Below are 21,688 nucleotides of genomic sequence, written 5' to 3'. Positions count from 1 at the left end.
GGTCAGTCCCGCAGCTTCAACGCGAGGACCGGGCAGGCGTCGACGGCGGCCGACAGGTCCTGGCGGTATTCCTCACCGGGCCGCTCGTCGAGCACGACGACCGTCCCGTCGTCGCCCACCTCGAAGAAGTCGGGCGCCATCGCCTCGCACATGCCCAGCCCGTCGCATTTCGCGCGGTCCGCTTCGATCCTCATCATGCTCCGACCCTTCCCGGTGCCACGAAATCGACCTTCTCCCGCACCCCGCAGTCCGGGCAGCACCACGAATCCGGGATCGACGACCACGGCGTTCCGGCGGGGAAACCCTCACGCGGGTCGCCGAGTTTCTCGTCGTAGACATAGCCGCAGCCCGGGCACATCCCGCCTTCGGTCGCGTCGCCGTGCGTGTCGGCGACGACCCGGGAGGGCGCGGTGACTCGCGTTCCGTAGCGCGCCAGGATCTTGGCGCGTTTCGACGGCTGGATGTTCGCACGGGAGATGTCGCCGTCGAAATGCGCGAGGACGCGCGGATCCATCACGCGGCGCCACACCGGCGGGAACAGCGCCAGCACGATCATCCCGGCGTAGCCCGTCGGCAGAACCGGGGATTCCGCGAAGTCGCGCAGCGTCTGGTAGCGGCGGGTCGGGTTGGCGTGGTGATCGCTGTGCCGTTGCAGGTGGTAGAGGAGCACGTTGGTGGCGATGTTGTTGGAGTTCCAGCTGTGGCTGGGATCCACTCGCTCGTAGCGGCGCCGGTTCGGCGGGCCGACCTTCTGCCGCCGCATGCCGTAGTGCTCCATGTAGTTCACGACCTCCAGCAGCGAGAACCCGATCACCGCCTGGATCACCAGATACGGCAGGATCCCCGGCCCCAGCCACACGGTCATCGCCGCCCACAGCACCGCCGACATCAGCCAGGCGTTGAGCACGTCGTTGCCGATGCGGAACGGATGCCGGTCGCGCCGGGCGTACCGCTTGCGCTCCAGGCCCCACGCGGACTTCAGCGAGCCGAACACCGTGCGCGGCCAGAACCGGTAGAAGCTCTCTCCCACGCGGCTGCTGGCCGGATCCTCCGGGGTCGCCACCCGGACGTGGTGGCCGCGGTTGTGCTCGATGTAGAAGTGGCCGTAGAAACTCTGCGCCAGCGCGATCTTCGACAGCCAGCGCTCGTGGCTTTCCTTCTTGTGCCCCAGTTCGTGCGCGGTGTTGATTCCGATACCGCCGATGCACCCGATCGAGATCGCCAGCCCGATCTTGTCCGCGACGGACAGGTCACCGCGGGCGATCAGCCAGAACGCCACCACGAAACCCGCGTACTGGATGGGCAGGAAGGCGAAGGTGATCCACCGGTAGTAGCGATCCTTCTCCAGCCGTTCGATCACGTCGTCGGGCGGATTGCTGCGGTCCAGCCCGGCGAGCAGGTCGATCAGCGGCACGATCACCAGGATCACGATCGGCCCGATCCAGAACCACACGCCCCAGCCGGTGGCCGCGTGCAGCCCGATGGCCAGGAAGGCGAGCGAGGGGACCACCAGGCCGATCAGCCAGAGGTACCGCTTGCGGTCGGTCCACCGTTCGGTCGAGCCCGCCGGGATCGTGCCCGTCATCTCGCTCATCGCACCCTCCTCCGTTGGCTGGGTTTACAAAACTGTAGGCGATGTACACCTCGTTGACAAGTGGACATCATTTGTAAATCCGGCGTTGCTTCGTTTCGTGGGAACCTGGCGATATCTTGTATTCGTAAGGAAACTTACTTAACTTGTGAAGCCACGCCGCGACCCACTTCGTCCGCCCCGAAGGAGCGCGAATGCCCCGATCACCCCGCCGGATCCGGCCCGCCGCCGTGGCCGCCGTAGCCGCCGCCCTGCTGGTCCTGCCCGCCACGACCGCCACCGCGAGCACTTTGGCGAACAGCCCCTGGCCTGGCGCTTCAGCCGTCACGAACGCCGACGGTTCGAACGTCCTCGGCGGCAACATGAGCGGCCTGTCCTTCGGCAGTCCCGACGTCCTGTGGGCGGTCAAGAACGGTCCCGGGACGCTGTACCGCCTCGTGCGCGACGGCGCCAAGTGGCGGCCGGACACCGCCAACGGCTGGTCGTCGGGCAAGGCGCTGCGCTACCGCGACGGCAAGGGCGACCCCGACGCCGAAGCCGTCGTCGCCACCCCGGACGGCGTGGTCGCGGCCACCGAACGCGACGGCGACAACAGCAAGACGAGCGCCCTCAAGGTGCTGCGGTACGACGTGTCCGGTTCGGCCAAGACCCTCAGCGCCAAGGCCGAATGGAACCTGACCGCGGACCTGCCGAAGGTGTCGGCCAACGACGGCCTCGAAGCCGTCTCGTGGGTCCCGGACAGCGCCCTCACCGCCAAGGGATTCGTGGATCAGCGCACGAAAGCGCCGTACAACCCGAGCACCTATCCCGGCCACGGCACCGGCCTCTACCTCGTCGGCCTCGAAAGCAACGGGATGATCTACGCCTACGCGCTCGACCAGGCGGGCGGGAAGTACACCCGGGTCGCGAGTTTCGCGAGCGGGCTCGGCTCGATCATGGAACTCGAGTACGAGGCTTCGACCGGCAAGCTGTGGGCGGTCTGCGACGACACCTGTGGCGGTGACTCGACGACGCTGGCCGTCGACGCGCAGGGCAAGTTCGCCGTCACGGCCACCTACGACCGTCCGGCCGGGATGCCGGACTACAACAACGAAGGGTTCGCGATTTCGGCCACGTGCGCCTCCGGGAGCAAGCAGGTCGTCTGGGCCGACGACGGCAACGAGGGCGGCCACGCGCTGCGCGCCGGCACCCTGTCCTGCGGCTGAACGGGGCGCGACATGAAATTCGCCTCCTTCGCGATTCTCCCGGCCTTGACCATTCCCCTGTTCCTGCCGTCGGCCGCACTGGCGGACGACGGCTGGGAATCCATCGGCACCGGCATGACGTCCGGCGCCAGCGGTATCGCCGTCCTCGACCGGGACGACGACCGGATCGACGCACTTGTCCTCCGGGACAACAAGAAACCCGGCGAGAATCGCGCTGTCCGGGTTCGTCTCGACCACGGCAAGGTGTCCAAGGTGGACACCATCGACTGGCCCGGCGAGCTCCCGGTCGATCTCGAAGCGGCCGAACCCGTACCGGGGAAGAACGGCGAATTCCTCGCGCTGACCAGCGACGGCAAAGGCTTTCACTTCACCTTGAAGGACAGGCGCCTGAAAGTACTCGGCACTTTCCAGGTGCCGAAGGGCGACCCGGAGGACAATTACGAGGGCTTCGCACTGAAAAAGGTGAATGACCGGTTGTTCGCGGTCTGGGCGGACCGCGGTCAGGACTCCCGCCCGGCCACGCTCTACTCGGCGGAGTTCTCCGTCTCGAAGCTGTCCTTCAAGAAGCCGAAAGCGATCCCGTTCCGCGTCCCGTACCCGGCCACCCACGTCCGGCACACCTCGGACGTCGAGATCACCGCGGACGACCGCGTCCTGATCTCCGCCGCCTCCGACCCCGGGGACGAAGGCCCCTTCGATTCGGCCGTGTACGAGGCCGGCGTCCTCGGCTCCGACGGGTCGATCGCTCTCTCCACCGTTCCGGTGAGGATCGGCGACTTCCCCGGCCACAAGATCGAGGCCATGACCTGCCTGTCCCGCTCGTGCGGCAGGCTGCTCTACGGCACCGACGACGAGGCCGCCGGCGGTAGGCTCCGGATCGCGACCAGGAACCACCCGGAGGACCAGTGATCAGCGAAGACCTGCGCGAGCGCCGCCTCAAGATCATCGAAGAGCACATGGACACCGAGGTGGCCCACGAGTTCGACCGCACGCTGGGCACCTTCAACGGCCATCCGCACTACGAGATCATGGCCACCGGGCAGGTCTTCGACGGCGACGAAGAGGTCATGGCGTACTACCGCATGACCCGGACCGCGTTCCCGGACCAGCGGCACGACAACGTCCGATACCACTTCGCCGACGAGTCGGTCATCGTCGAATTCGACCTGCTCGGCACCAACCTCGGCGAGTTCTACGGCCGCCCGCCCACCGGCAAGGCGTTCCGAGTGCCGATCATCGCGGTGTTCTTCTTCGACGAGGACAGGATCACCAACGAGCGCATCTACTTCGACGCCGCCAGCCTGATCACCCAGGCCGGGCACGCCGAACTACTGACACTCCTGGCGTCGGGCGACGTCTGAGCCGACGATTACCCCGGAGAACCCGGGGTACCCGGCCGGCATGGAAGAAGAACAGGCCGACGGCATCCGCACCCGACGGCGTCCGCCGCAAGTGGCCGCGCCGGCCGTCGGCGCGGTCTTCCTCGTGGTCGGCGTCCTCGGCTTCATCCCGGGCATCACCACCGGCTACGACGAGCTGGAGTTCGCCGGACACCATTCCGAAGCCCGGTTGTTCGGTGTCTTCGCCGTGTCGATCCTGCACAACCTGGTGCATCTGCTGTTCGGCGTGGTGGGCGTGCTCGCCGCGCGCAAACGCGCCGCTTCCCGGATCTTCCTGATGATCGGCGGCGGGAGCTATCTGCTTCTGTGGATCATCGGCCTGGCGATCCCTCAGAGCAGTCCGGGGAATTTCCTCCCGTTCAACGTCGCCGACAACTGGCTGCATCTCGGCCTCGGCGTCGGCATGATCGCGCTGGGTGTCTTCACCACCGCGCTCGAACGCAAGGCGGGCGACTACCCGGAACCCGACATGCAGCACCAATGAAAACGTCCGGGCCCGCCGCGGAAGCGACGGGCCCGGACGTCCGGATCAGGTTCAGACCAGGTCGTACCGGTCGAGGTTCATGACCTTGTCCCACGCGGAGACGAAGTCACGGACGAACTTCTCCTTCGCGTCGTCGCTGGCGTAGACCTCCGCCACCGCGCGAAGCTCGGAGTTGGACCCGAACACGAGGTCGGCACGGGTACCGGTCCACTTGACCTCGCCGGTCGCGGAGTCGCGGCCTTCGAAGGTCTCCGCGTCCTCCGACGTGGCGGTCCACTGGACCCCCATGTCGAGCAGGTTCACGAAGAAGTCGTTGGTCAGCGACCCCGGCTTCTCGGTGAACACGCCGTGCTTGGACTGCTGGGCGTTCGCGCCGAGGACCCGCAGGCCGCCGACGAGGACGGTCATCTCGGGCGCGCTCAGGTTCAGCAGATTCGCGCGGTCGATGAGCAGGTACTCCGTCGGGAGACGGTGCCCCTTGCCACGGTAGTTGCGGAATCCGTCGACGGTCGGCTCCAGCGGGGCGAACGACTCGGCGTCGGTCTGCTCCTCGGTCGCGTCGGTGCGGCCCGGGGTGAACGGCACGGTGACCTCGAAGCCGCCCTCCTTCGCGGCCTGCTCGACGGCGGCGACGCCGCCCAGCACGATCAGGTCGGCGAGCGAGACCTTCTTGCCGCCGGTCTGCGCGCTGTTGAACGCTTCCTGGACACCCTCGAGGGTCCGCAGCACCTGCGCCAGCGTCTGCGGGTCATTGACCTCCCAGTCGCGCTGCGGCTCGAGGCGGATGCGGGCACCGTTCGCGCCACCGCGCTTGTCGCTGCCGCGGAAGGTCGAGGCCGACGCCCAAGCGGTGGAGACCAGCTGCGAGACCGAAAGGCCCGAAGCGAGCAGCTTCTCCTTGAGGGAGGCGATGTCCGCGTCGTCGATCAGCTCGTGGTCGACGGCGGGCACCGGGTCCTGCCAGATCAGCGTCTCCTGCGGCACCAGCGGGCCGAGGTAGCGCTGGATCGGGCCCATGTCACGGTGGGTCAGCTTGAACCAGGCGCGGGCGAAGGCGTCCGCGAACTGGTCCGGGTTCTCGTAGAACCGGCGCGAGATCTGCTCGTAGACCGGGTCGAAACGCAGCGCCAGGTCGGTGGTGAGCATGCCGGGCGCGCGGTTGAGCTTGCCGTCCTCGGGGTCCGGCACGGTGTTCTTCGCCTTGCCGTCCTTCGGGACCCACTGGTGGGCGCCCGCCGGGCTCTTGGTCAGCTCCCACTCGTACTCGAAGAGGTTGTGGAAGAACCAGTTGCTCCACTGGGTCGGGGTCGGCGTCCAGGTGACCTCGAGACCACTGGTGATCGCGTCGCGGCCCTTGCCGCTGCCGAAGGTGTTCTTCCAGCCCAGGCCCTGCTCCTCGATCGAGGCGCCTTCGGGCTCGGGGCCGACGTACTTGTCCGGGTCGGCCGCGCCGTGCGTCTTGCCGAAGCTGTGGCCGCCGGCGATCAGCGCGACGGTCTCCTCGTCGTTCATCGCCATCCGGCCGAACGTCTCGCGGATGTCGCGGGCCGCGGCCAGCGGGTCCGGGTTGCCGTTCGGGCCTTCCGGGTTCACGTAGATGAGACCCATCTGCACGGCGGCCAGCGGGTTCTCCAGCTCACGGTCACCGGTGTAGCGCTCGTCGCCGAGCCAGGTGCGCTCGGGACCCCAGTACACGTCCTCGTCCGGCTCCCACACGTCCGCGCGGCCACCGGCGAAGCCGAAGGTCTTGAAGCCCATCGTCTCCAGGGCGCGGTTGCCGGTGAAGATCATCAGGTCGGCCCACGAGATCTTGCGGCCGTACTTCTTCTTGACCGGCCAGAGCAGGCGGCGGGCCTTGTCCAGGTTGCCGTTGTCCGGCCAGCTGTTGAGCGGGGCGAACCGCTGCATACCCGCGCCCGCACCACCGCGGCCGTCCTCGATGCGGTAGGTGCCCGCGCTGTGCCACGCCATGCGGATCATGAAGCCGCCGTAGTGGCCGAAGTCCGCGGGCCACCAGTCCTGCGACGTGGTGAGAACGGCGTCGACGTCCTTGGCGAGCTCGGTGAGGTCGAGGGTCTTGAACTCGGCGGCGTAGTCGAACCCGGCGTCCATCGGGTCGGAAGCGGCCGAGTGCTTCCGGAGGATCTTCAGGTTGAGCTGGTTCGGCCACCAGTCACGGTTGCCCGCGCCTTCGGTGGGGTGATTGCGGCGGCCCGACGAGACGGGGCAGCCGCCCGCGCTCTCTTCGTTCATTTCGCCGATTACGGCGTCCGGGCTGTCAGACACGGGAATCCTTCCGGGAATCAGAACTGCAGGGCTCAGGAACGGGGTTCAACGGCACAGTCGGGGCACCGGCCCCAGTAGATGACCTCGGCCTCTTCGATCACGAAGCCTTGGTCGTTCGACGCGGTCAAACACGGTGCGGGACCGACGGCGCAGTCGACGTCGGCGATGGCACCACAGGTCCGGCACACGACGTGGTGGTGGTTGTCCCCGACCCGGGACTCGTACCGTGCCACGGACCCCGACGGCTGGATCCGCCGTACGAGACCCGCGGCGGTCAGTGCCCGCAACACGTCGTAGATGGCCTGGTGAGAGACCTCGCCGAGTTCCGTGCGCACGGCCCCGATGATCGAGTCGGTGTCGGCGTGCGGGTGGTCGCGTACCGCTGTCAGCACGGCCACCCTGGGACGCGTCACGCGCAGGGAGGCCCCGCGCAGCATCCGCTCGAAGTCCTGGGTCGTGGGCACGGGCGCAGTCTGGCCCATTTTCTGGAATGAATCAAGTTCTTGCCTCCCGGGCGTGTCCCCGGATCACTCGTCGCGCGCCAGCAGTTCCCGGACCCGTTCCTGCAGCGCCTCCCTCGGGTACGCGTTCACCTGGGCGCCCGCCATCCGCACTGGGTCGCCGAAGAAGAAGTACTCGTACAGCGACTCCCGTCCGGCGAAGCTCGAGACCGACGCGTCGAACGCCAGCTTGAACAGCCGCGCGCGATCCTTGGCGGGCAGGGTGGCCGACTGGAGGTACGTGTCGATGTCGGGACGGCCTTCGGCCTCGAAGTCCGCTTCACCCGGCAGGGCCATGAGGCCGGAGGCGGAGAACTTGCGGATGATCTCGGTCAGCCGCGGCGAGACCTTCGTGGGGTACCAGTTCCGGGCGGCGTTGAGGACTTCCCACTTGGGCAGGAAGACGCCGTCCTCGCTCAGTTTGCCGTCGGCCTCCGCCGCGCGCAGCACGGCCTTCTCGATCTCGACGTACGAGATCAGCTCCGACAGGTCCTGCTGGATGTGCTGGAAACCGCCGATGCCGATCGCGGCGGCGATCTCACTGGCGAGGCCGAGGTAGAACTCCGTCTTGGCCAGCGTGCGCGTGACGACCTGGTGGGTCATGAGCGCGCCGGCGCCGGTCTCGGAATACCAGGCGTTGCACAGCTCCGGGTGCCCCAGCAGGAAGACCCGCTCGTTCGGGACGAAAACGTCGTCGAACACCACGACCGCGTCCATTTCCTCGAACCGGGACGCGAGCGGTTCGTCGAAGTGCGAGCGGCCGTGGTCGAGCCCGGCCCGGCAGAAGTACTTGAGACCGGGCGCGTCGTTCGGGACGGCGAAAGCGTAGGAGTACGGCGCGTCCTCAGGAGTACCGCGCAGAACCGTCGACGGGAAGACCAGGAGTTCGTCGGCGATCGGCGCGATGGTGGCGAGCATCCGGGCGCCGCGGACGACGATGCCGTCTTCCCGTTCCTCGACCACCTTCGCCGACAGGTTGCCGCCGCCCTGCTGGCTGCCCGACACGGAACGGTTGACCTGCGGCGGGATCAGGGTGTGCGTCGCGAGGAGGTCGTTCTCGCGCGCCATCTCGTAGTACTTCGCGATGCGCTCGCCGTACACGGGATCGGCCTGGGAGAAGAACTTCTTCGCGGTCGAGAGCGCGGTGAGCGACGAGTTCATGTAGTCGCCGGTGCGGCCGAGGAAACCGTTGGAGTACTGCGCCCACACGGAGAAGGCGGCGCGGCGGCGTTTGAGGTCTTCCTCGTTGCGCGGCACCAGGAACGAGGTTCCGACCCGCTCCCCCGTGGTCGGCGACTCGTAGGTCAGGACGTCACGGTGCGCCGGGTCGTGCTGGAGGTCGAACAGCTTCGCGTAGGTCAGCGCGTTGTTGCGGAACGCCGGGTGCTCGGCGACCTTGGAGGTCACCTTCTCGCCGTCGACGTACAACTCCGGCGTCATCGCGTTGAGCTTGTCGAGGTACTGCTGTCCGGTACGGGCTCCCATGTCGTGCTCCTTCTCGGGGTGGACGTCGTTGTCAGAACAGGGATTCGTGGCCTTGCGCGGATTCGTGGATGGTCGAGAACTGCCCGTTGACGAAGCCGAGCGCGTCGCCGGAGCGGTAGTCGAACTCCTGCACCTCGCCGAGGAACAGGGTGTGGTCGCCACCGTCGTAGGCGGCCCACGGCGTGCAGTCGAACCAGCTGAGGACGCCGCCGAGCCGCGGCGCGTGCCCGCCTTCGACCCACGTCGGCGCACCTTCGGGAGTCGGGCGGCCGGCGAAGTTCATCGCCAGCGCCTCCTGTTCCGCGCCGAGGACGTTGACCGCGAACGGGCGACCGGCGAGCAGGTCGTGACTTTTCACGGTGCGCTGGATCGAGACGAGCACGAGCGGCGGATCCATCGAGACCGCGGTGAAGGAGTTCACCGTCAGGCCGTGCCGTTTCATGGCGGCATCGAAGGTCACGACGGCCACTCCCGTCGCGAACCGGCCGAGACAACCTCGGAAGAACTGCGCGGGCGGCCGGTACAGGCTCGATCCCGGCGAGAAACTGGTTTCGCGTGACATCATCGTCGGTTCCTGTTCTATAATCGAACAGCCAGTTCAACTATCGAAATGGATCGTATACGATGGTTTCGGAGTCCCGCAAGACCGCGAGCACGTCCCAGACCCTCAGCCGCGGCATCCGCGTGCTCGAAGTCCTTGCCGACGCCCAAGAACCGCTCAGCGTCGACCGGATCGCCGAACGACTCGGCGTGCACCGCTCGATCGCGTACCGGCTCATCCGCACCCTCGAAGAGCACGGGCTCCTCACCCGGGAACCCGCCGGGAAATACGAACTCGGCGCGCGGCTGGCCGCGCTCGCGGCGGGGATCAAACACGATCTGCAGGCCGCGGCGTTGCCCGAACTGACCGCGGTCGCGAACGAACTCGGCATGACGTGCTTCGTGGCGGTGATGGACCGTGAGGAATGCGTGACCTTGGTCAGCGTGGAACCCCGGCACGCCGTCGCGTCCGTCGCGCAGCGCCCGGGGTCCAGGCATCCGTTCACCGCGGGCGCTCCCGGCCGCGCGATTCTTTCCCAGCTGCCGGCGGAAGACCGGCCCGTGGAAGTACAGGAAGTGGCCGCCCGCGGCTACGCGGACAGCCATGGTGAAGTGATCGAGAATCTCAGCTCGGTGGCCGTGCCACTCCCCTTGCGCGGCCACGCCCCCGCGGCGCTCGCGGTCGTCTACCTGTCCAGCACGCGCACCCCCGCCGAGCTCGCGGAGCGGCTCAAGGCGGCGGCGAAGGCCGTCCGTGACGCTCTCGGCGGGTGAGCGTCACGGACGGCGGGGATCACTTCGAGAAGCGCAGCGGGCTGACCGTCTGCTCGGCTTCGTGGTCCGGTCCGAGCGGGATTCCCGACCGATCACGCAGCAGCAAGGTGGCGATGAGGCCGATGACGGTCATCCCGCCCAGATAGACGGCAACCGACACCGACGTGCCGGTCGCGTCGACCAGCGCGGTGGCGATCGTCGGCGCGAACGCGCCACCGAGGATCGCGCCGAGCGCGTACGAGATCGAGACGCCGGAGAACCGGATCGACGCCGGGAACAGCTCCGCGTAGAACGCCGCCTGCTGACCGTAGGTGAAGCCGAGCCCGACGCTGAGAATGATCAGGCCCAGCGCCAGCAACACGATGTTCCCGGTGTCCACCAAGGGAAAGAGCAGCCCGACGCCGGCGAGTTGCGCGATCCAGCCGACCACGTAGGTACGCCGCCTGCCGATCCGGTCGGACACCGCGCCCGCCGCCCACGTCGACAGCAGCCAGGTCGCCGCCGACGCGGTCACCGCCCACAGCACCGGCCCGCGTTCGAGGCCGATCGGGCCCTTCGGGTTGGTCGCGTAGTTCTGGATGTAACCGCCGGTGGTCATGTAGCCGACGGCGTTGTTGCCCGCGAACACCAGCGCGGCCACCAGAACGAGCACCGCGTGTTTGCGGAACAGCTGGATGATCGGGGTCCGCGTCTGCTCACGCCGTTCGGCGATCTCCCGGAAGACCGGGCTCTCCTCGACCCGGCGCCGCACGTAGTGGCCGACCAGGATCAGCCCGACACTGAGCAGGAACGGGATACGCCAGCCCCAGTCCAGGAACGCCTGGCCGGGGACGAGCAGGCTGGTCAGCGCCAGGACACCGGAGGCCAGCAGCAGCCCGAGCGGGACACCGATCTGCGGCGAGGCGCCGAAGAGCCCCCGGCGCTTCGACGGCGCGTGTTCGACGGCCATGAGGACGGCGCCGCCCCATTCACCACCCGCCGAAACGCCCTGCAGGATCCGCAGCAGGATCAGCAGAACCGGCGCGAGGACACCGATCTGGTCGAACGTCGGGAGCACGCCGATCAGCGTGGTCGCGACGCCCATCAGGATCAGGGTGAGCACCAGGACCACCCGGCGGCCGTACTTGTCGCCGAAGTGCCCGGCGAGGAACGCGCCGAGCGGACGGAACAGGAAGCTCACGCCCACCGTGGCGAAGGAGACGAGCGTGCTGTTGGCACCGAGGCCGGAGAAGAACAGCTTGCCGAAGACGAGACCGGCGGCGGACGCGTAAACGAAGAAGTCGTACCACTCGACCGTGGTGCCGACGACGGTCGCGAACGCGACCCGGCGCCGATCGGAAGACGGTGGAGCGGTCCGGCCGGGCGTGCGTTCATCCTGCGCTGGATTCGACACCTTGACTCCTTTGACATAGGCCTGACGCGAGTGGCGGCCCGCAGGGATCCCCGGGCGAGGCGAAGGCCACTCGGTGACCGCCTTGCCACTGTGGCACGGAATCATATACGTTATTAGATACGAAGCAAGGGTCGAGGATTCAGGGGAACATGGGCACTTACGAGGCAGCATCGCCTTCCGGCCGCGCGTCCGGTCCGCTGGACACCCGGCCGGGCAAGATCATCGCCGTCCATCTCAGTTACGCGTCCCGCGCCGAGCAGCGCGGGCGGCGGCCGGCGAACCCGTCGTACTTCTTCAAGCCGTCGAGCTCGATCGGTACGTCCGGCGGCACGGTCGAACGTCCGGCGGGCACCGAACTGCTGGCCTTCGAAGGCGAGATCGCGCTGGTCATCGGCACCACGGCGCGGTGGGTCAAACCGGAGCGGGCATGGGAGCACGTCGCCGCGGTCACCGCCGCGAACGACTTCGGCCTCTACGACCTGCGCGCCGCGGACAAGGGCTCCAACGTCCGTTCCAAGGGCGGCGACGGCTATACCCCGCTCGGCCCCGGCCTCATCGACGCGCGAGACATCGATCCCTCGTCGCTGCGCGTCCGCACCTGGGTGAACGGCGACCTGGTGCAGGAGGACACCACAGCCGGGCTGCTGTTCCCCTTGCGCCAGTTCGTTTCCGACCTCTCCCAGCACTTCACGCTCGAACCTGGCGACGTCATCCTCACCGGGACCCCCGCCGGCTCGACGGTGGTCTCCCCCGGTGACGTCGTCGTGGTCGAAGTGGACGTTCCCGGCACGTCCCTCAGCAGCGGGCGGCTCCACACCACCGTCACCCAGGGCATCCGGTCCTTTTCGGACATCGGCAGCCTGCCCGAGGTCGACGACAAGCAGCGCGCCGAGGCCTGGGGCACACCCGTCGAACAGGTCGAAGTGGACACTCCCGCGCTCAGCGAGGAACTGCGCGCCAAGCTCGTTCGCGCGCCCGTCGCGGGTTTGTCGGCCCAGCTGCGCAAACGCGGGCTGAACAACGTCGCGATCGACGGCGTGCGCCCGAATCTGCCCGGCTCGAAGGTCGTCGGCACGGCGAGGACGCTGCGTTTCGTCCCGAACCGCGAAGACCTCTTCAAGTCCCATGGCGGCGGTTACAACGCGCAGAAGCGCCTTTTCGACTCGGTCGGCGCCGGCGAGGTGATCGTCATCGAAGCCCGCGGTGACAAGGGTTCCGGAACGCTCGGGGACATCCTGGCGCTGCGGGCGCGCTACCTCGGCGCGGCCGGGGTGATCACCGACGGCGGCGTCCGCGACTTCGAGGCCGTCGCCGCGACCGGCCTCCCGGTGTTCTCGCAGGGCCCGCATCCGGCGGTCCTCGGCCGCAAGCACGTGCCGTGGGACACCGACGTCGCGGTCGCCTGCGGCGGGGCCACCGTGCTGCCCGGCGACATCATCGTCGGCGACGACGACGGCGTGGTCGTCATCCCGCCGTCGCTGGCCGAAGAGATCGCCGACGCGGCACTCGTCCAGGAGGACGAGGACGCGTGGATCGCCGAGCAGGTCGGACAGGGCCGCCCGATCGAGGGGCTCTTCCCGCTGAACCCGTTGTGGCGGGAAAGGTATGAGGCATGGCAGAAGAAGCAGTGAAGACGACCAGCAAATCCGAACTCGCCTACGAGTGGCTGCGTGAGCGGATCGCCCGGCACGAGTACGGACCTGGCTACCGGCTTGTCCTCGCGGAGATCGCCGGCGCGCTCGACATGAGCGTCGTCCCGGTGCGCGAGGCGATCCGGCGGCTGGAGGCCGAACGGCTGGTGACCTTCGAGCGCAACGTAGGCGCGCGGGTGGCGATGGTGGACCAGAACGAGTACGTCCACGCGATGCAGACCCTCGGGGTCGTCGAAGGTGTCGCCACGGCGCTGTCCGCTCCGCAGCTGTCCGAAGAGAACATCGCGCGGGCGCGGCGTGTGAACGAGCGCATGATCACGCTGCTGGACCACTTCGACGCGCATGAGTTCACCGCGCTGAACCAGCAGTTCCACTCGCTGCTCTTCGAGTGTTGCCCCAACCCGCAGATCCTAGAGCTCGTGCACCAGGGCTGGACCCGGCTGTCCGGGCTGCGCGACTCCACGTTCGCGTTCGTGCCCGACCGAGCGCACCGGTCGGTCGAGGAGCACGAGGAGATCCTCCGGCTGATCACCGAGGAGGCCGATCCGCTCGACATCGAATTCGCCGCGCGCAATCACCGCTGGGCCACCATGCAGGCCTTTTTGGACGCTCGAGAGCGCGCGACCCGCTGACTGAGGAGGGCTAGTCTTGACCACCACCACTCCCCGGCCGATCCCGGACGGTGTCCCGGAGCGGATCCGGCACTACATCGGCGGCGAACTCGCCGATTCGGCCGACGGCGCCGTCTTCGACGTGATCGACCCGGTCACCAACGAGGTCTACGTCCAGGCCGCCGCGGGGAAGAAGGCCGACATCGACCGCGCCGTCACCGCCGCGCGGAAGGCGTTCACCGAGGGACCTTGGCCGAAGCTGCTGCCGCGCGAGCGTTCGCGCGTGCTGAACCGCATCGCCGATCTCGTCGAGTCGCGGGACAAGCGGCTGGCCGCGCTCGAGAGCTTCGACTCGGGCCTGCCGATCTCGCAGGCGCTGGGCCAAGCGCGCCGGGCGGCGGAGAACTTCCGGTTCTTCGCCGACCTGATCGTCGCGCAGGCCGACGACACCTACAAGGTGCCCGGCCGCCAGATCAACTACGTCAACCGCAAGCCGATCGGCGTCGCCGGGCTGATCACGCCCTGGAACACGCCGTTCATGCTGGAGTCGTGGAAGCTCGCGCCCGCGCTCGCGACCGGCAACACCGTGGTGCTCAAACCCGCGGAGTTCACCCCGCTTTCCGCCTCGCTGTGGGCGGAGATCTTCGAGGAGGCCGGGCTGCCGCCGGGCGTGTTCAACCTCGTCAACGGCTTCGGTGAGGACGCCGGCGACGCGCTGGTGAAGCATCCGGACGTCCCGCTGATCTCGTTCACCGGCGAGAGCGGCACCGGCAGCCTGATCTTCGGCAACGCCGCGCCGTTCCTCAAAGGACTGTCGATGGAACTGGGTGGCAAGTCGCCCGCCATCGTCTTCGCCGACGCCGATCTGGAGACCGCGATCGACGCGACGATCTTCGGCGTGTTCTCCCTCAACGGCGAACGCTGCACGGCCGGCAGCCGGATCCTGGTCGAGCGCGCGATCTACGACGAGTTCGTCGAGCGTTACGCCGCGCAGGCCAAGCGGGTCAAGGTGGGTGACCCGAGCGACCCCGCGACCGAGGTCGGCGCCCTGGTGCACCCCGAGCACTACGACAAGGTCATGAAGTACATCGAGATCGGCAAGACCGAGGGCAGGCTGGTCGCCGGCGGCGGCCGCCCGGACGGCTTCCCGACCGGGAACTACGTGGCGCCGACGGTGTTCGCCGACGTCAAACCGGACGCCCGGATCTTCCAGGAGGAGATCTTCGGCCCGGTCGTCGCGATCACGCCGTTCGACAGCGAAGAAGAAGCGCTCGAACTCGCGAACAACACGAAGTACGGCCTCGCGGCCTACGTCTGGACCAACGATCTCAAGCGGGCGCACAACTTCGCGCAGTCCGTCGAAGCGGGCATGGTGTGGCTCAACTCGAACAACGTCCGCGACCTGCGCACGCCGTTCGGCGGGGTGAAGGCGTCCGGGCTGGGGCACGAGGGCGGCTACCGCTCGATCGACTTCTACACCGACCAGCAGGCGGTGCACATCAACCTCGGCGAGGTGCACAACCCCGCCTTCGGCAAGGGCTGACCCGTTCCCCGTCCACAAAGGATTTCGCAATGAAGCCGATCCCCACCCCGAAATCGCCACCGCCGGACGTCCTGCGCTGCGCGTACATGGAACTCGTCGTCACCGATCTGGCGCGGTCGCGCGCGTTCTACGCCGACGTCCTCGGCCTGACGGTGACCGAGGAGGACGAGACCACGATCAGCCTCCGCACGATCGACGAGTTCATCCACCACAACCTCGTGCTGCGCCAGGGGCCGGTCGCGGCGGTCGCGGCCTTCTCGTATCGGGTGCGGTCGCCGGAGGACCTGGACAAGGCCGTCGCGTTCTACACCGAATTGGGCTGTCGGGTCGAACGCCGTGCGGATGGCTACACGAAGGGCATCGGCGACTCGGTGCGGGTGCAGGACCCCCTCGGCTTCCCACTCGAGTTCTTCCACGACGTGCAGCACGTCGACAGGCTCAGCTGGCGCTACGACCTGCACGTCCCGGGCGCGCTGGTCCGGCTCGACCACTTCAACCAGGTCACGCCGGACGTCCCGCTCGCGGTGAAGCATATGGAAGACCTCAACTTCCGCGTCACCGAAGACATCCAGGACGACCAGGGCGTCACGTACGCGGCCTGGATGCGCCGCAAGCCGACCGTGCACGACACCGCGATGACCGGCGGCGACGGGCCGCGGATGCACCACGTCGCCTTCGCCACGCACGAGAAGCACAACATCCTGTCCATCTGCGACAAACTCGGCTCGCTGCGGATGTCGGACCACATCGAACGCGGCCCCGGCAGGCACGGCGTCTCGAACGCGTTCTACCTGTACCTGCGCGACCCGGACGGGCATCGCGTCGAGATCTACACGCAGGACTACTACACCGGCGACCCCGACAACCCGGTAGTGACCTGGGACGTGCACGACAACCAGCGCCGCGACTGGTGGGGCACGCCGGTGGTCCCGTCCTGGTACACCGACGCCTCACTCGTCCTCGACCTCGACGGCAAGCCGCAGCCCGTGGTCGCGCGGACCGAGGAAAGCGAATTGGAGGTCACCATCGGCGCCGACGGCTTCTCCTACACCCGCAAGGGTGACGACGAAGGCGAACTGCCGGCGTGGAAACAGGGCGAGTACAAGCTCGGCAACCAGCTCTGAGTGCCGGTTGGCGGAGCTGCGGATGTATCTGAAAGGCGACCGAACGCGTGAACCCGCCCCGGCCGAAGGCCCCGCTATCGCGGTGGCAGGGCGCCCTATCCGCCGCAGTGACGGTGATGACCAGGTGCGCCCTGCCGACGTCGATCGCGGTCGCGGGTTCACCAGCAGACAATAGGGCGGGGACATGCTCGAACAGGAAACGATCACCGCGATCGCCGATGAACTGGCGGCCGCGGAGGAGGCCCGGGAGACGATCCCGCTGCTGACGGCGCGCTATCCGGACATGACAGTCGAGGACTCGTACGCCGTGCAGAACGAATGGCGGCGCCGGGGTATCGCGGCGGGGCGGCGGCCGGTCGGGCGCAAGATCGGGCTCACGTCGAAGGTCATGCAGGCCGCCACCGGGATCACCGAACCCGACTACGGCGCCATCTTCGCGGACATGGTGTTCGAGAACGGTTCCGTGATCGAGCACAGCCGGTTCTCGAACGTGCGCATCGAGGTCGAGCTGGCCTTCGTGCTCCGTGATTCCCTCGCCGGGCCGGACGCCACGGTATTCGACGTACTGCGGGCGACCGAGTACGTCGTGCCCGCGCTGGAGATCCTGTCCTCCCGGATCGAGATGGCCGGCCGGACCATCGTCGACACGATCAGCGACAACGCGGCCATGGGCGGGATGGTCTACGGCGGCAACCCGGTCGCCGTCGACGCCGTCGACCTGCGGTGGGTTTCGGCGCTGTTGTACCGGAACGAAACCATCGAGGAATCCGGTGTCGCCGCCGCGGTGCTGAACCATCCCGCGAACGGCGTCGCCTGGCTGGCGAACAAGCTCGCGCAGCACGGTGACAAGCTCGATCCGGGCGACATCGTGCTGGCCGGGTCGTTCACGCGGCCGATGTGGGTGCACCCGGGCGACACCGTGACCGCCGACTACCGGGATCTGGGGGCGATCACATGCCGCTTCGTCTAGATCCGCCGTTCCGGGATCGGCTGGGCGAGCGGCCGCTGGTCGGCATGTGGGTCACGTCGGGCAGCCCGGTCGTCGCGGAGATCTGCGCGGGCTCGGGGCTCGACTGGCTGCTCGTCGACACCGAGCACTCCCCCGCCGGGCTCGAGACAGTGCAGTCGTTGCTGCAGACGATCGCCGCGTATCCCATCACGCCGATGGTGCGCGCCCCGTCCGGTGACGCGGTCGCGCTGAAGCAGCTGCTCGACCTGGGCGCGCAGAACCTGCTGGTTCCCATGGTCGACAGCGCGGAGGAGGCGGAGGCCGTCGTGCGGGCCGTCCGCTATCCGCCTCGGGGCGTGCGCGGTGTCGGCAGCGCATTGTCGCGGTCGGCGCGCTGGAACCGGGTCGAGGACTATCTCGCGAAGGCCGAAGAGTTCACGTCACTGTTCGTGCAGATCGAGTCGACGGCGGGAGTCTCGGCGGCCGCCGAGATCGCCGCTGTCGACGGCGTCGACGGGGTGTTCGTCGGGCCGTCCGATCTGGCCGCCTCGATGGGCCTGCTCGGAAAGCAGACGCACCCCGACGTCACCTCGGCCGTCTTGGGCACCTTCGAGGCCGTTCGCGCGCAGGGAAAACCGGTCGGCGTCAACGCGTTCGACCCGGCGCAGGCCCGGCGCTATCTCGACGCCGACGCTTCGTTCGTGCTGGTCGGCGCAGATGTCACCCTGCTCGCACAAGGTTCGGAGGCGCTCGCGCGGCGGCATCGGGCTTAAGGTCTTGGGCATGCTCCCGTGGCTGCTCGACTCCGACCCCGCCCTGCGCTGGCAGGTGGAACGCGACCTCGCGCACGAGCCGCCCGAGGTCTGGGAGGCGACGCGGGCGCGGATCGCGACCGAAGGTTTCGGCGCGCGGCTGCTCGCCCACCAGGATCCGGACGGCCAGTGGGCGGGCGGCGCGTTCTTTCCCGCGGGATTCACCGGTACGGAAGGCGAGCAGCCGTGGACCGCGACGACGTGGTCGCTCAACACTCTGCGTGAGTGGGGCATGGACGCCGCGGTCCTGCGCGGGACGGCCGAACTTCTCGCTCGGAACAGCCGTTGGGAGTACGACGATCTCCCGTACTGGGGTGGCGAGGTCGACTGCTGCATCAACGCGTGGACGCTCGCGAACGGCCTGTGGCTCGGCGCCGACGTCGCCCCGCTCGTCACGTGGTTCTCGGAGCATCAACAGCCCGATGGTGGCTGGAACTGCGAATGGGTCTCAGGTTCCCAGCGCTCGTCCGTGCACTCGACGCTGAACTCGCTCAAGGGCCTGCTCGCCTTCGAAACCGCGACCGGTGGCACTCCGGCTTCGCGGGCCGCGCGGCGCGCGGGTGAGGAGTACCTGCTGGAGCGAGGCCTGTTCCGGCGGCTGTCGACGGGTTCGGAGATCGCGCCGTGGATCACGGTCTTCGCGTATCCGTTCCGCTGGTTCTACGACGTGCTGAACGCGGCCGACTACTTCCGGGAGGCTTCGCTGCACGGCGGCACGGCTCCGGATCCACGAATGGCCGAAGCCGTCGAACGCATCCGTGCCGCACGGCAGCCGGACGGGACCTGGCTACAGGCCCATCGGCACGCCGGGAGGGTGTGGTTCGAGGTCGACGTCGCGGCGGGTGAGCCTTCGAAGTGGCTGACGCTGTACGGCACTCGGGTGCTGAACTGGTGGGATTCCGCGTCTTGAGTGCGTGCTTGGCTCGCCGCGGTGGGCGTGGCGCGGGCCCGTCACCCATGGTGGCTGTCGGGCCTCCTCCGTGAGCAGTGATGGTGCGGCGTGTTGCGACGCGCACTTCCCAGTCACCGTGGCGGACAAGGCGGCGATCCGCCTCTGTCGGCGGTCGTGATCGGCGCTCTCATGCGGGACTGTGTGGATTTTGGGGCGTTGGACGACCCGAAATCCACACAGTCAAGCCTGACCGGTCCGGTCACGCGAGCCAGCGCTGCTGACGGGCCCCGGCGCAGTCCGAGCGGATCACCCATGTTTGCGGTGGTACTTCGTTTCGATCCAGGTGACAATCGCGAGGCGTAGTCCTTCTTGGAAAAGCCGGGCATCGGTTCAGTGCCATACAGCCCGCTGGCGAGCTACCGTTGTGACCATTGCTCTTCGGTTGCGCCGTCGGCCGGTACGCACAGGCGATCAGCACCGCCGCGGCCGATGGTTTTCGCTCCACCGAAAACATCTAGTCCCGGTCCCGGCAGACCCATATTCTCCGATTGAACGGCACCGATCAACTCGGGCGCCAGATCAATTGGAGGAAATCGTATGATCAGCAAGACCGCTATCCGCCTGACCACAATGGCCGCCGCTCTCGGGATCGCCGTTCTCGCTCCGGCGACCGCCTCGGCGGCATCCGTAAAGGATGAGACGATCAGGGCGTATATGCACGATGGGCACGCCACGTTCAAGGGACACGGGGAACATCTTTACGCCTGCGATGAAGCGTTTGATGGTGACACCATCGTCGCCAAGCTGTGGGTCGATGGAAAGCTTCGCGCCAAGGTTGAAGACGAAAACGGAGCGGCGGCAGGTTGTGGGCATTTTGACGACGCGATCAAGGACGGCACCAAGGTGGCTGTCCAGGTATGCCACAAGGAAGACGGCAGCTGCTCTGGCCGCGTATATGGAACAGCGTGATGTGATCACATAACCGGAAGCCAGTGTTCTTGCGGTAGAGTTGGCGTGCCCGGATTCCGGGTACGCCAATCTCCGCGAAAGACCACTGGTCAATTTCGTCACTCTGCCCCACATTCGACTCTGCCCGACATTCCGCGGTGACGGTGCCGGAGTTCGGTCACCTGTGATAGGTCAACAGATACGCCGCCAACACAGTCGATGCTCGGGCACCGACGGGCGCACCTCCGGCAGATCGATCACCTGCCATGGACAAGCTCGCCCCCGGCGTCCACCGAGCCCCGGACGCCGAACGCACGCCCTCGCTCGTCTTCGGCGAAGAGCCCACCCCATCTCGACGGACCCATAGCGCACACCTTAGGTTTAGAGTCTTGCCATGACCGCTCTTCCTCGCGGCGGCCGCCCCGCCGAGGCCTTGGCCGCCGTCGAAGCGAGCGTCGAGGACCGGTGGCGATCGTTCGTCGCTGAATACGAGGTGACCGCCGGGACGAAAGAGGAAACCGACCTCGCCGAATCGGTCGTCGCCGACACTTCCGTGTTCGAATGGCGAGTCGTCGACGCCGCCCTCGACAGGCTGATCTGTACCGACTGCGACAGCGGACTCGGCTCGGGTCCAGTCGGCTGCGCGGAATGCGACCAGGCCAACGGATTCCGGTTCGCGGCCATCGAGACCGACAGGCCCGCCACGCCGCCGGGCACCGAGCACGGGCTCCGCGTCGCCACCGCGGTCGCCCGCACCCGGCACCGCTACGGCGCGCGGGCCCGCTGCGGGTTCGAACTCGGTCTTCCGCATCTCCTCGACGGCGAGCTGCCCAGTACGGCTCAAGCGCAGGCGTACCGGGCAGCCATCAACAAGCTCACGGAAGAGGAATGCGAGCGCGTGACCTCGTTCGAGGAGGTCACCCGGCTCAGTAGTCGTCGCGTCCGGTGAACTGCTGCTCCAGCAGCTCCGCCGAACCGGCGACGAGTTCGAGCGGGTCGGTGAACTCGTTGATGTCGAGGTTCACCAATGGCAGTGAATGGCGCAGCACCAGGTGCTCTCCCATGACCACCAGCCCGCCGACGACGATCGTGTTGCCGATCTCCGTCAGTACGGTCGCGAGGTCGACCTGGTCGACGCGCGCGAACGGCGTCGCGATCTGCACCCAGTCCTCGCGGCGGTCGAAGACCTCCCGTGCGATGACCACGGTCTGGGCCCGCTCTTCGTAGTCGTCGTCGCCGTAGGACAATCGGATGCGAATTTCGTCCGTTTCGTCCTTCACCACCCGATATTCGTGCCGTACGAACGCGACCAGATCGGCCCATTCCGCCATGAATTCAGTCTCCCTCGCAGTCGAAGATCAAGACTAGCGACTGCCGCAACTCGTGAGTGGTAAGGACGGTTAGAACCGTTGTCATGTCTCGGGAGATGTGTCAAGGGTGTGTCTCGGTAGTTGTGTCATGGTGTAGGTGTGTGGGCTAGGCTGCCTGGGCGATTTTTC

The 21,688-nt window shown here is 67.6% G+C and carries 22 protein-coding genes; 14 read left to right on the top strand and 8 right to left on the bottom strand.

What is annotated here, in order from left to right; genetic code table 11:
- Positions 1-2: 2 nt before the first annotated feature.
- Both ACFVM3_RS26330 and ACFVM3_RS26325 read right to left on the bottom strand, forming a co-directional pair.
- A complete protein-coding gene (locus ACFVM3_RS26330; protein WP_378442661.1) occupies positions 3-197 on the bottom strand; it encodes a ferredoxin in 195 nt (64 codons plus the stop codon).
- The gene (locus ACFVM3_RS26325) at positions 194-1,594 is read right to left on the bottom strand and encodes a fatty acid desaturase (RefSeq protein WP_378442659.1); all 1,401 of its coding nucleotides are present in this window, start codon (positions 1,592-1,594) and stop codon (positions 194-196) included. Before ACFVM3_RS26325 ends, ACFVM3_RS26330 begins: the two co-directional genes overlap by 4 nt.
- A 191-nt stretch (positions 1,595-1,785) precedes the next feature.
- Between ACFVM3_RS26325 and ACFVM3_RS26320 the strand changes: the two genes are divergently transcribed.
- From ACFVM3_RS26320 to ACFVM3_RS26305, 4 genes are read left to right on the top strand one after another with little or no spacing between them, the layout of a single operon-like run.
- Positions 1,786-2,796: a hypothetical protein gene (locus tag ACFVM3_RS26320; RefSeq protein ID WP_378442657.1), complete on the top strand. Its 1,011-nt coding sequence runs from the start codon at positions 1,786-1,788 to the stop codon at positions 2,794-2,796.
- Positions 2,797-2,808: 12 nt separating this feature from the next.
- Positions 2,809-3,705: a hypothetical protein gene (locus ACFVM3_RS26315; protein ID WP_378442656.1), complete on the top strand. Its 897-nt coding sequence runs from the start codon at positions 2,809-2,811 to the stop codon at positions 3,703-3,705.
- Entirely contained in the window at positions 3,702-4,157 is a 456-nt protein-coding gene (locus tag ACFVM3_RS26310; protein ID WP_378442654.1) for an ester cyclase, read from the top strand. Before ACFVM3_RS26315 ends, ACFVM3_RS26310 begins: the two co-directional genes overlap by 4 nt.
- A 40-nt stretch (positions 4,158-4,197) precedes the next feature.
- Positions 4,198-4,680, top strand: coding sequence for a DUF4383 domain-containing protein (locus ACFVM3_RS26305; protein ID WP_378442652.1), 483 nt, complete (start codon positions 4,198-4,200; stop codon positions 4,678-4,680).
- Between the two features lie 51 nt (positions 4,681-4,731).
- Here the strand turns inward: ACFVM3_RS26305 and katG are convergent, their stop codons facing one another.
- The 4 genes from katG to ACFVM3_RS26285 all read right to left on the bottom strand — a co-directional run bounded on the left by katG (position 4,732) and on the right by ACFVM3_RS26285 (position 9,516).
- Positions 4,732-6,966 (bottom strand): catalase/peroxidase HPI, encoded by a 2,235-nt coding sequence (gene katG, locus ACFVM3_RS26300; RefSeq protein WP_378442650.1) that lies wholly within the window; start codon positions 6,964-6,966, stop codon positions 4,732-4,734.
- A 32-nt stretch (positions 6,967-6,998) separates the two neighbouring features.
- Positions 6,999-7,430, bottom strand: a complete 432-nt coding sequence (locus ACFVM3_RS26295) for a Fur family transcriptional regulator (RefSeq protein ID WP_378442648.1) — start codon at positions 7,428-7,430, stop codon at positions 6,999-7,001.
- Between the two features lie 63 nt (positions 7,431-7,493).
- The gene (hpaB, locus tag ACFVM3_RS26290; RefSeq protein WP_378442646.1) at positions 7,494-8,951 is read right to left on the bottom strand and encodes a 4-hydroxyphenylacetate 3-monooxygenase, oxygenase component; all 1,458 of its coding nucleotides are present in this window, start codon (positions 8,949-8,951) and stop codon (positions 7,494-7,496) included.
- A 31-nt stretch (positions 8,952-8,982) separates the two neighbouring features.
- Positions 8,983-9,516 carry a flavin reductase family protein gene (locus tag ACFVM3_RS26285; RefSeq protein WP_378442644.1) on the bottom strand — a complete coding sequence of 178 codons (534 nt, stop codon included), beginning with the start codon at positions 9,514-9,516 and terminating at the stop codon, positions 8,983-8,985.
- A gap of 59 nt (positions 9,517-9,575) precedes the next feature.
- Between ACFVM3_RS26285 and ACFVM3_RS26280 the strand changes: the two genes are divergently transcribed.
- Positions 9,576-10,265 (top strand): IclR family transcriptional regulator, encoded by a 690-nt coding sequence (locus ACFVM3_RS26280; RefSeq protein ID WP_378442643.1) that lies wholly within the window; start codon positions 9,576-9,578, stop codon positions 10,263-10,265.
- A gap of 19 nt (positions 10,266-10,284) precedes the next feature.
- Here the strand turns inward: ACFVM3_RS26280 and ACFVM3_RS26275 are convergent, their stop codons facing one another.
- Complete coding sequence (locus ACFVM3_RS26275) at positions 10,285-11,658, bottom strand: MFS transporter (RefSeq protein WP_378442641.1); 1,374 nt, start codon at positions 11,656-11,658, stop codon at positions 10,285-10,287.
- A gap of 149 nt (positions 11,659-11,807) precedes the next feature.
- Between ACFVM3_RS26275 and ACFVM3_RS26270 the strand changes: the two genes are divergently transcribed.
- The 9 genes from ACFVM3_RS26270 (at position 11,808) to ACFVM3_RS26230 (ending at position 21,138) form a co-directional block, all read left to right on the top strand.
- Positions 11,808-13,289, top strand: coding sequence for a fumarylacetoacetate hydrolase family protein (locus tag ACFVM3_RS26270; RefSeq protein WP_378442639.1), 1,482 nt, complete (start codon positions 11,808-11,810; stop codon positions 13,287-13,289).
- On the top strand, positions 13,271-13,942 hold the full coding sequence (locus ACFVM3_RS26265) for a GntR family transcriptional regulator (RefSeq protein ID WP_378442637.1): 672 nt from the start codon (positions 13,271-13,273) through the stop codon (positions 13,940-13,942). The genes ACFVM3_RS26270 and ACFVM3_RS26265 overlap by 19 nt, the downstream gene beginning before the upstream one ends.
- A 16-nt stretch (positions 13,943-13,958) precedes the next feature.
- Positions 13,959-15,464, top strand: coding sequence for a 5-carboxymethyl-2-hydroxymuconate semialdehyde dehydrogenase (gene hpaE, locus ACFVM3_RS26260; RefSeq protein WP_378442635.1), 1,506 nt, complete (start codon positions 13,959-13,961; stop codon positions 15,462-15,464).
- A 29-nt stretch (positions 15,465-15,493) separates the two neighbouring features.
- Positions 15,494-16,588 carry a 3,4-dihydroxyphenylacetate 2,3-dioxygenase gene (gene hpaD, locus ACFVM3_RS26255; protein WP_378442633.1) on the top strand — a complete coding sequence of 365 codons (1,095 nt, stop codon included), beginning with the start codon at positions 15,494-15,496 and terminating at the stop codon, positions 16,586-16,588.
- A gap of 184 nt (positions 16,589-16,772) precedes the next feature.
- Positions 16,773-17,558 (top strand): 2-oxo-hept-4-ene-1,7-dioate hydratase, encoded by a 786-nt coding sequence (hpaH, locus tag ACFVM3_RS26250; RefSeq protein ID WP_378442631.1) that lies wholly within the window; start codon positions 16,773-16,775, stop codon positions 17,556-17,558.
- A complete protein-coding gene (locus ACFVM3_RS26245; protein WP_378442629.1) occupies positions 17,543-18,310 on the top strand; it encodes an HpcH/HpaI aldolase/citrate lyase family protein in 768 nt (255 codons plus the stop codon). The genes hpaH and ACFVM3_RS26245 overlap by 16 nt, the downstream gene beginning before the upstream one ends.
- 10 nt (positions 18,311-18,320) lie before the next feature.
- Entirely contained in the window at positions 18,321-19,259 is a 939-nt protein-coding gene (locus ACFVM3_RS26240) for a squalene cyclase (protein ID WP_378442627.1), read from the top strand.
- 579 nt (positions 19,260-19,838) lie between these two features.
- Positions 19,839-20,210, top strand: coding sequence for a hypothetical protein (locus tag ACFVM3_RS26235; protein ID WP_378442625.1), 372 nt, complete (start codon positions 19,839-19,841; stop codon positions 20,208-20,210).
- 373 nt (positions 20,211-20,583) lie between these two features.
- Positions 20,584-21,138 carry a hypothetical protein gene (locus tag ACFVM3_RS26230; RefSeq protein WP_378442623.1) on the top strand — a complete coding sequence of 185 codons (555 nt, stop codon included), beginning with the start codon at positions 20,584-20,586 and terminating at the stop codon, positions 21,136-21,138.
- Here the strand turns inward: ACFVM3_RS26230 and ACFVM3_RS26225 are convergent.
- Complete coding sequence (locus tag ACFVM3_RS26225; protein ID WP_125685073.1) at positions 21,116-21,520, bottom strand: hypothetical protein; 405 nt, start codon at positions 21,518-21,520, stop codon at positions 21,116-21,118. The genes ACFVM3_RS26230 and ACFVM3_RS26225 overlap by 23 nt on opposite strands.
- Positions 21,521-21,688: the final 168 nt, after the last annotated feature.

This window comes from Amycolatopsis sp. NPDC057786 (assembly GCF_042797905.1).
Taxonomy (GTDB): Bacteria; Actinomycetota; Actinomycetes; order Mycobacteriales; family Pseudonocardiaceae; genus Amycolatopsis.
This window is presented reverse-complemented; position numbering and strand designations above follow the sequence as displayed.

Coding starts and splice junctions, on each gene's coding strand:
- ACFVM3_RS26330 (WP_378442661.1), bottom strand. CDS start 197: ATGATGAGGATCGAAGCGGACCGCGCGAAATGCGACGGGCTGGGCATG.
- ACFVM3_RS26325 (WP_378442659.1), bottom strand. CDS start 1,594: ATGAGCGAGATGACGGGCACGATCCCGGCGGGCTCGACCGAACGGTGG.
- ACFVM3_RS26320 (WP_378442657.1), top strand. CDS start 1,786: ATGCCCCGATCACCCCGCCGGATCCGGCCCGCCGCCGTGGCCGCCGTA.
- ACFVM3_RS26315 (WP_378442656.1), top strand. CDS start 2,809: ATGAAATTCGCCTCCTTCGCGATTCTCCCGGCCTTGACCATTCCCCTG.
- ACFVM3_RS26305 (WP_378442652.1), top strand. CDS start 4,198: ATGGAAGAAGAACAGGCCGACGGCATCCGCACCCGACGGCGTCCGCCG.
- hpaB (WP_378442646.1), bottom strand. CDS start 8,951: ATGGGAGCCCGTACCGGACAGCAGTACCTCGACAAGCTCAACGCGATG.
- ACFVM3_RS26285 (WP_378442644.1), bottom strand. CDS start 9,516: ATGATGTCACGCGAAACCAGTTTCTCGCCGGGATCGAGCCTGTACCGG.
- ACFVM3_RS26280 (WP_378442643.1), top strand. CDS start 9,576: ATGGTTTCGGAGTCCCGCAAGACCGCGAGCACGTCCCAGACCCTCAGC.
- ACFVM3_RS26270 (WP_378442639.1), top strand. CDS start 11,808: ATGGGCACTTACGAGGCAGCATCGCCTTCCGGCCGCGCGTCCGGTCCG.
- ACFVM3_RS26265 (WP_378442637.1), top strand. CDS start 13,271: ATGGCAGAAGAAGCAGTGAAGACGACCAGCAAATCCGAACTCGCCTAC.
- hpaD (WP_378442633.1), top strand. CDS start 15,494: ATGAAGCCGATCCCCACCCCGAAATCGCCACCGCCGGACGTCCTGCGC.
- hpaH (WP_378442631.1), top strand. CDS start 16,773: ATGCTCGAACAGGAAACGATCACCGCGATCGCCGATGAACTGGCGGCC.
- ACFVM3_RS26245 (WP_378442629.1), top strand. CDS start 17,543: ATGCCGCTTCGTCTAGATCCGCCGTTCCGGGATCGGCTGGGCGAGCGG.
- ACFVM3_RS26240 (WP_378442627.1), top strand. CDS start 18,321: ATGCTCCCGTGGCTGCTCGACTCCGACCCCGCCCTGCGCTGGCAGGTG.
- ACFVM3_RS26235 (WP_378442625.1), top strand. CDS start 19,839: ATGATCAGCAAGACCGCTATCCGCCTGACCACAATGGCCGCCGCTCTC.
- ACFVM3_RS26230 (WP_378442623.1), top strand. CDS start 20,584: ATGACCGCTCTTCCTCGCGGCGGCCGCCCCGCCGAGGCCTTGGCCGCC.
- ACFVM3_RS26225 (WP_125685073.1), bottom strand. CDS start 21,520: ATGGCGGAATGGGCCGATCTGGTCGCGTTCGTACGGCACGAATATCGG.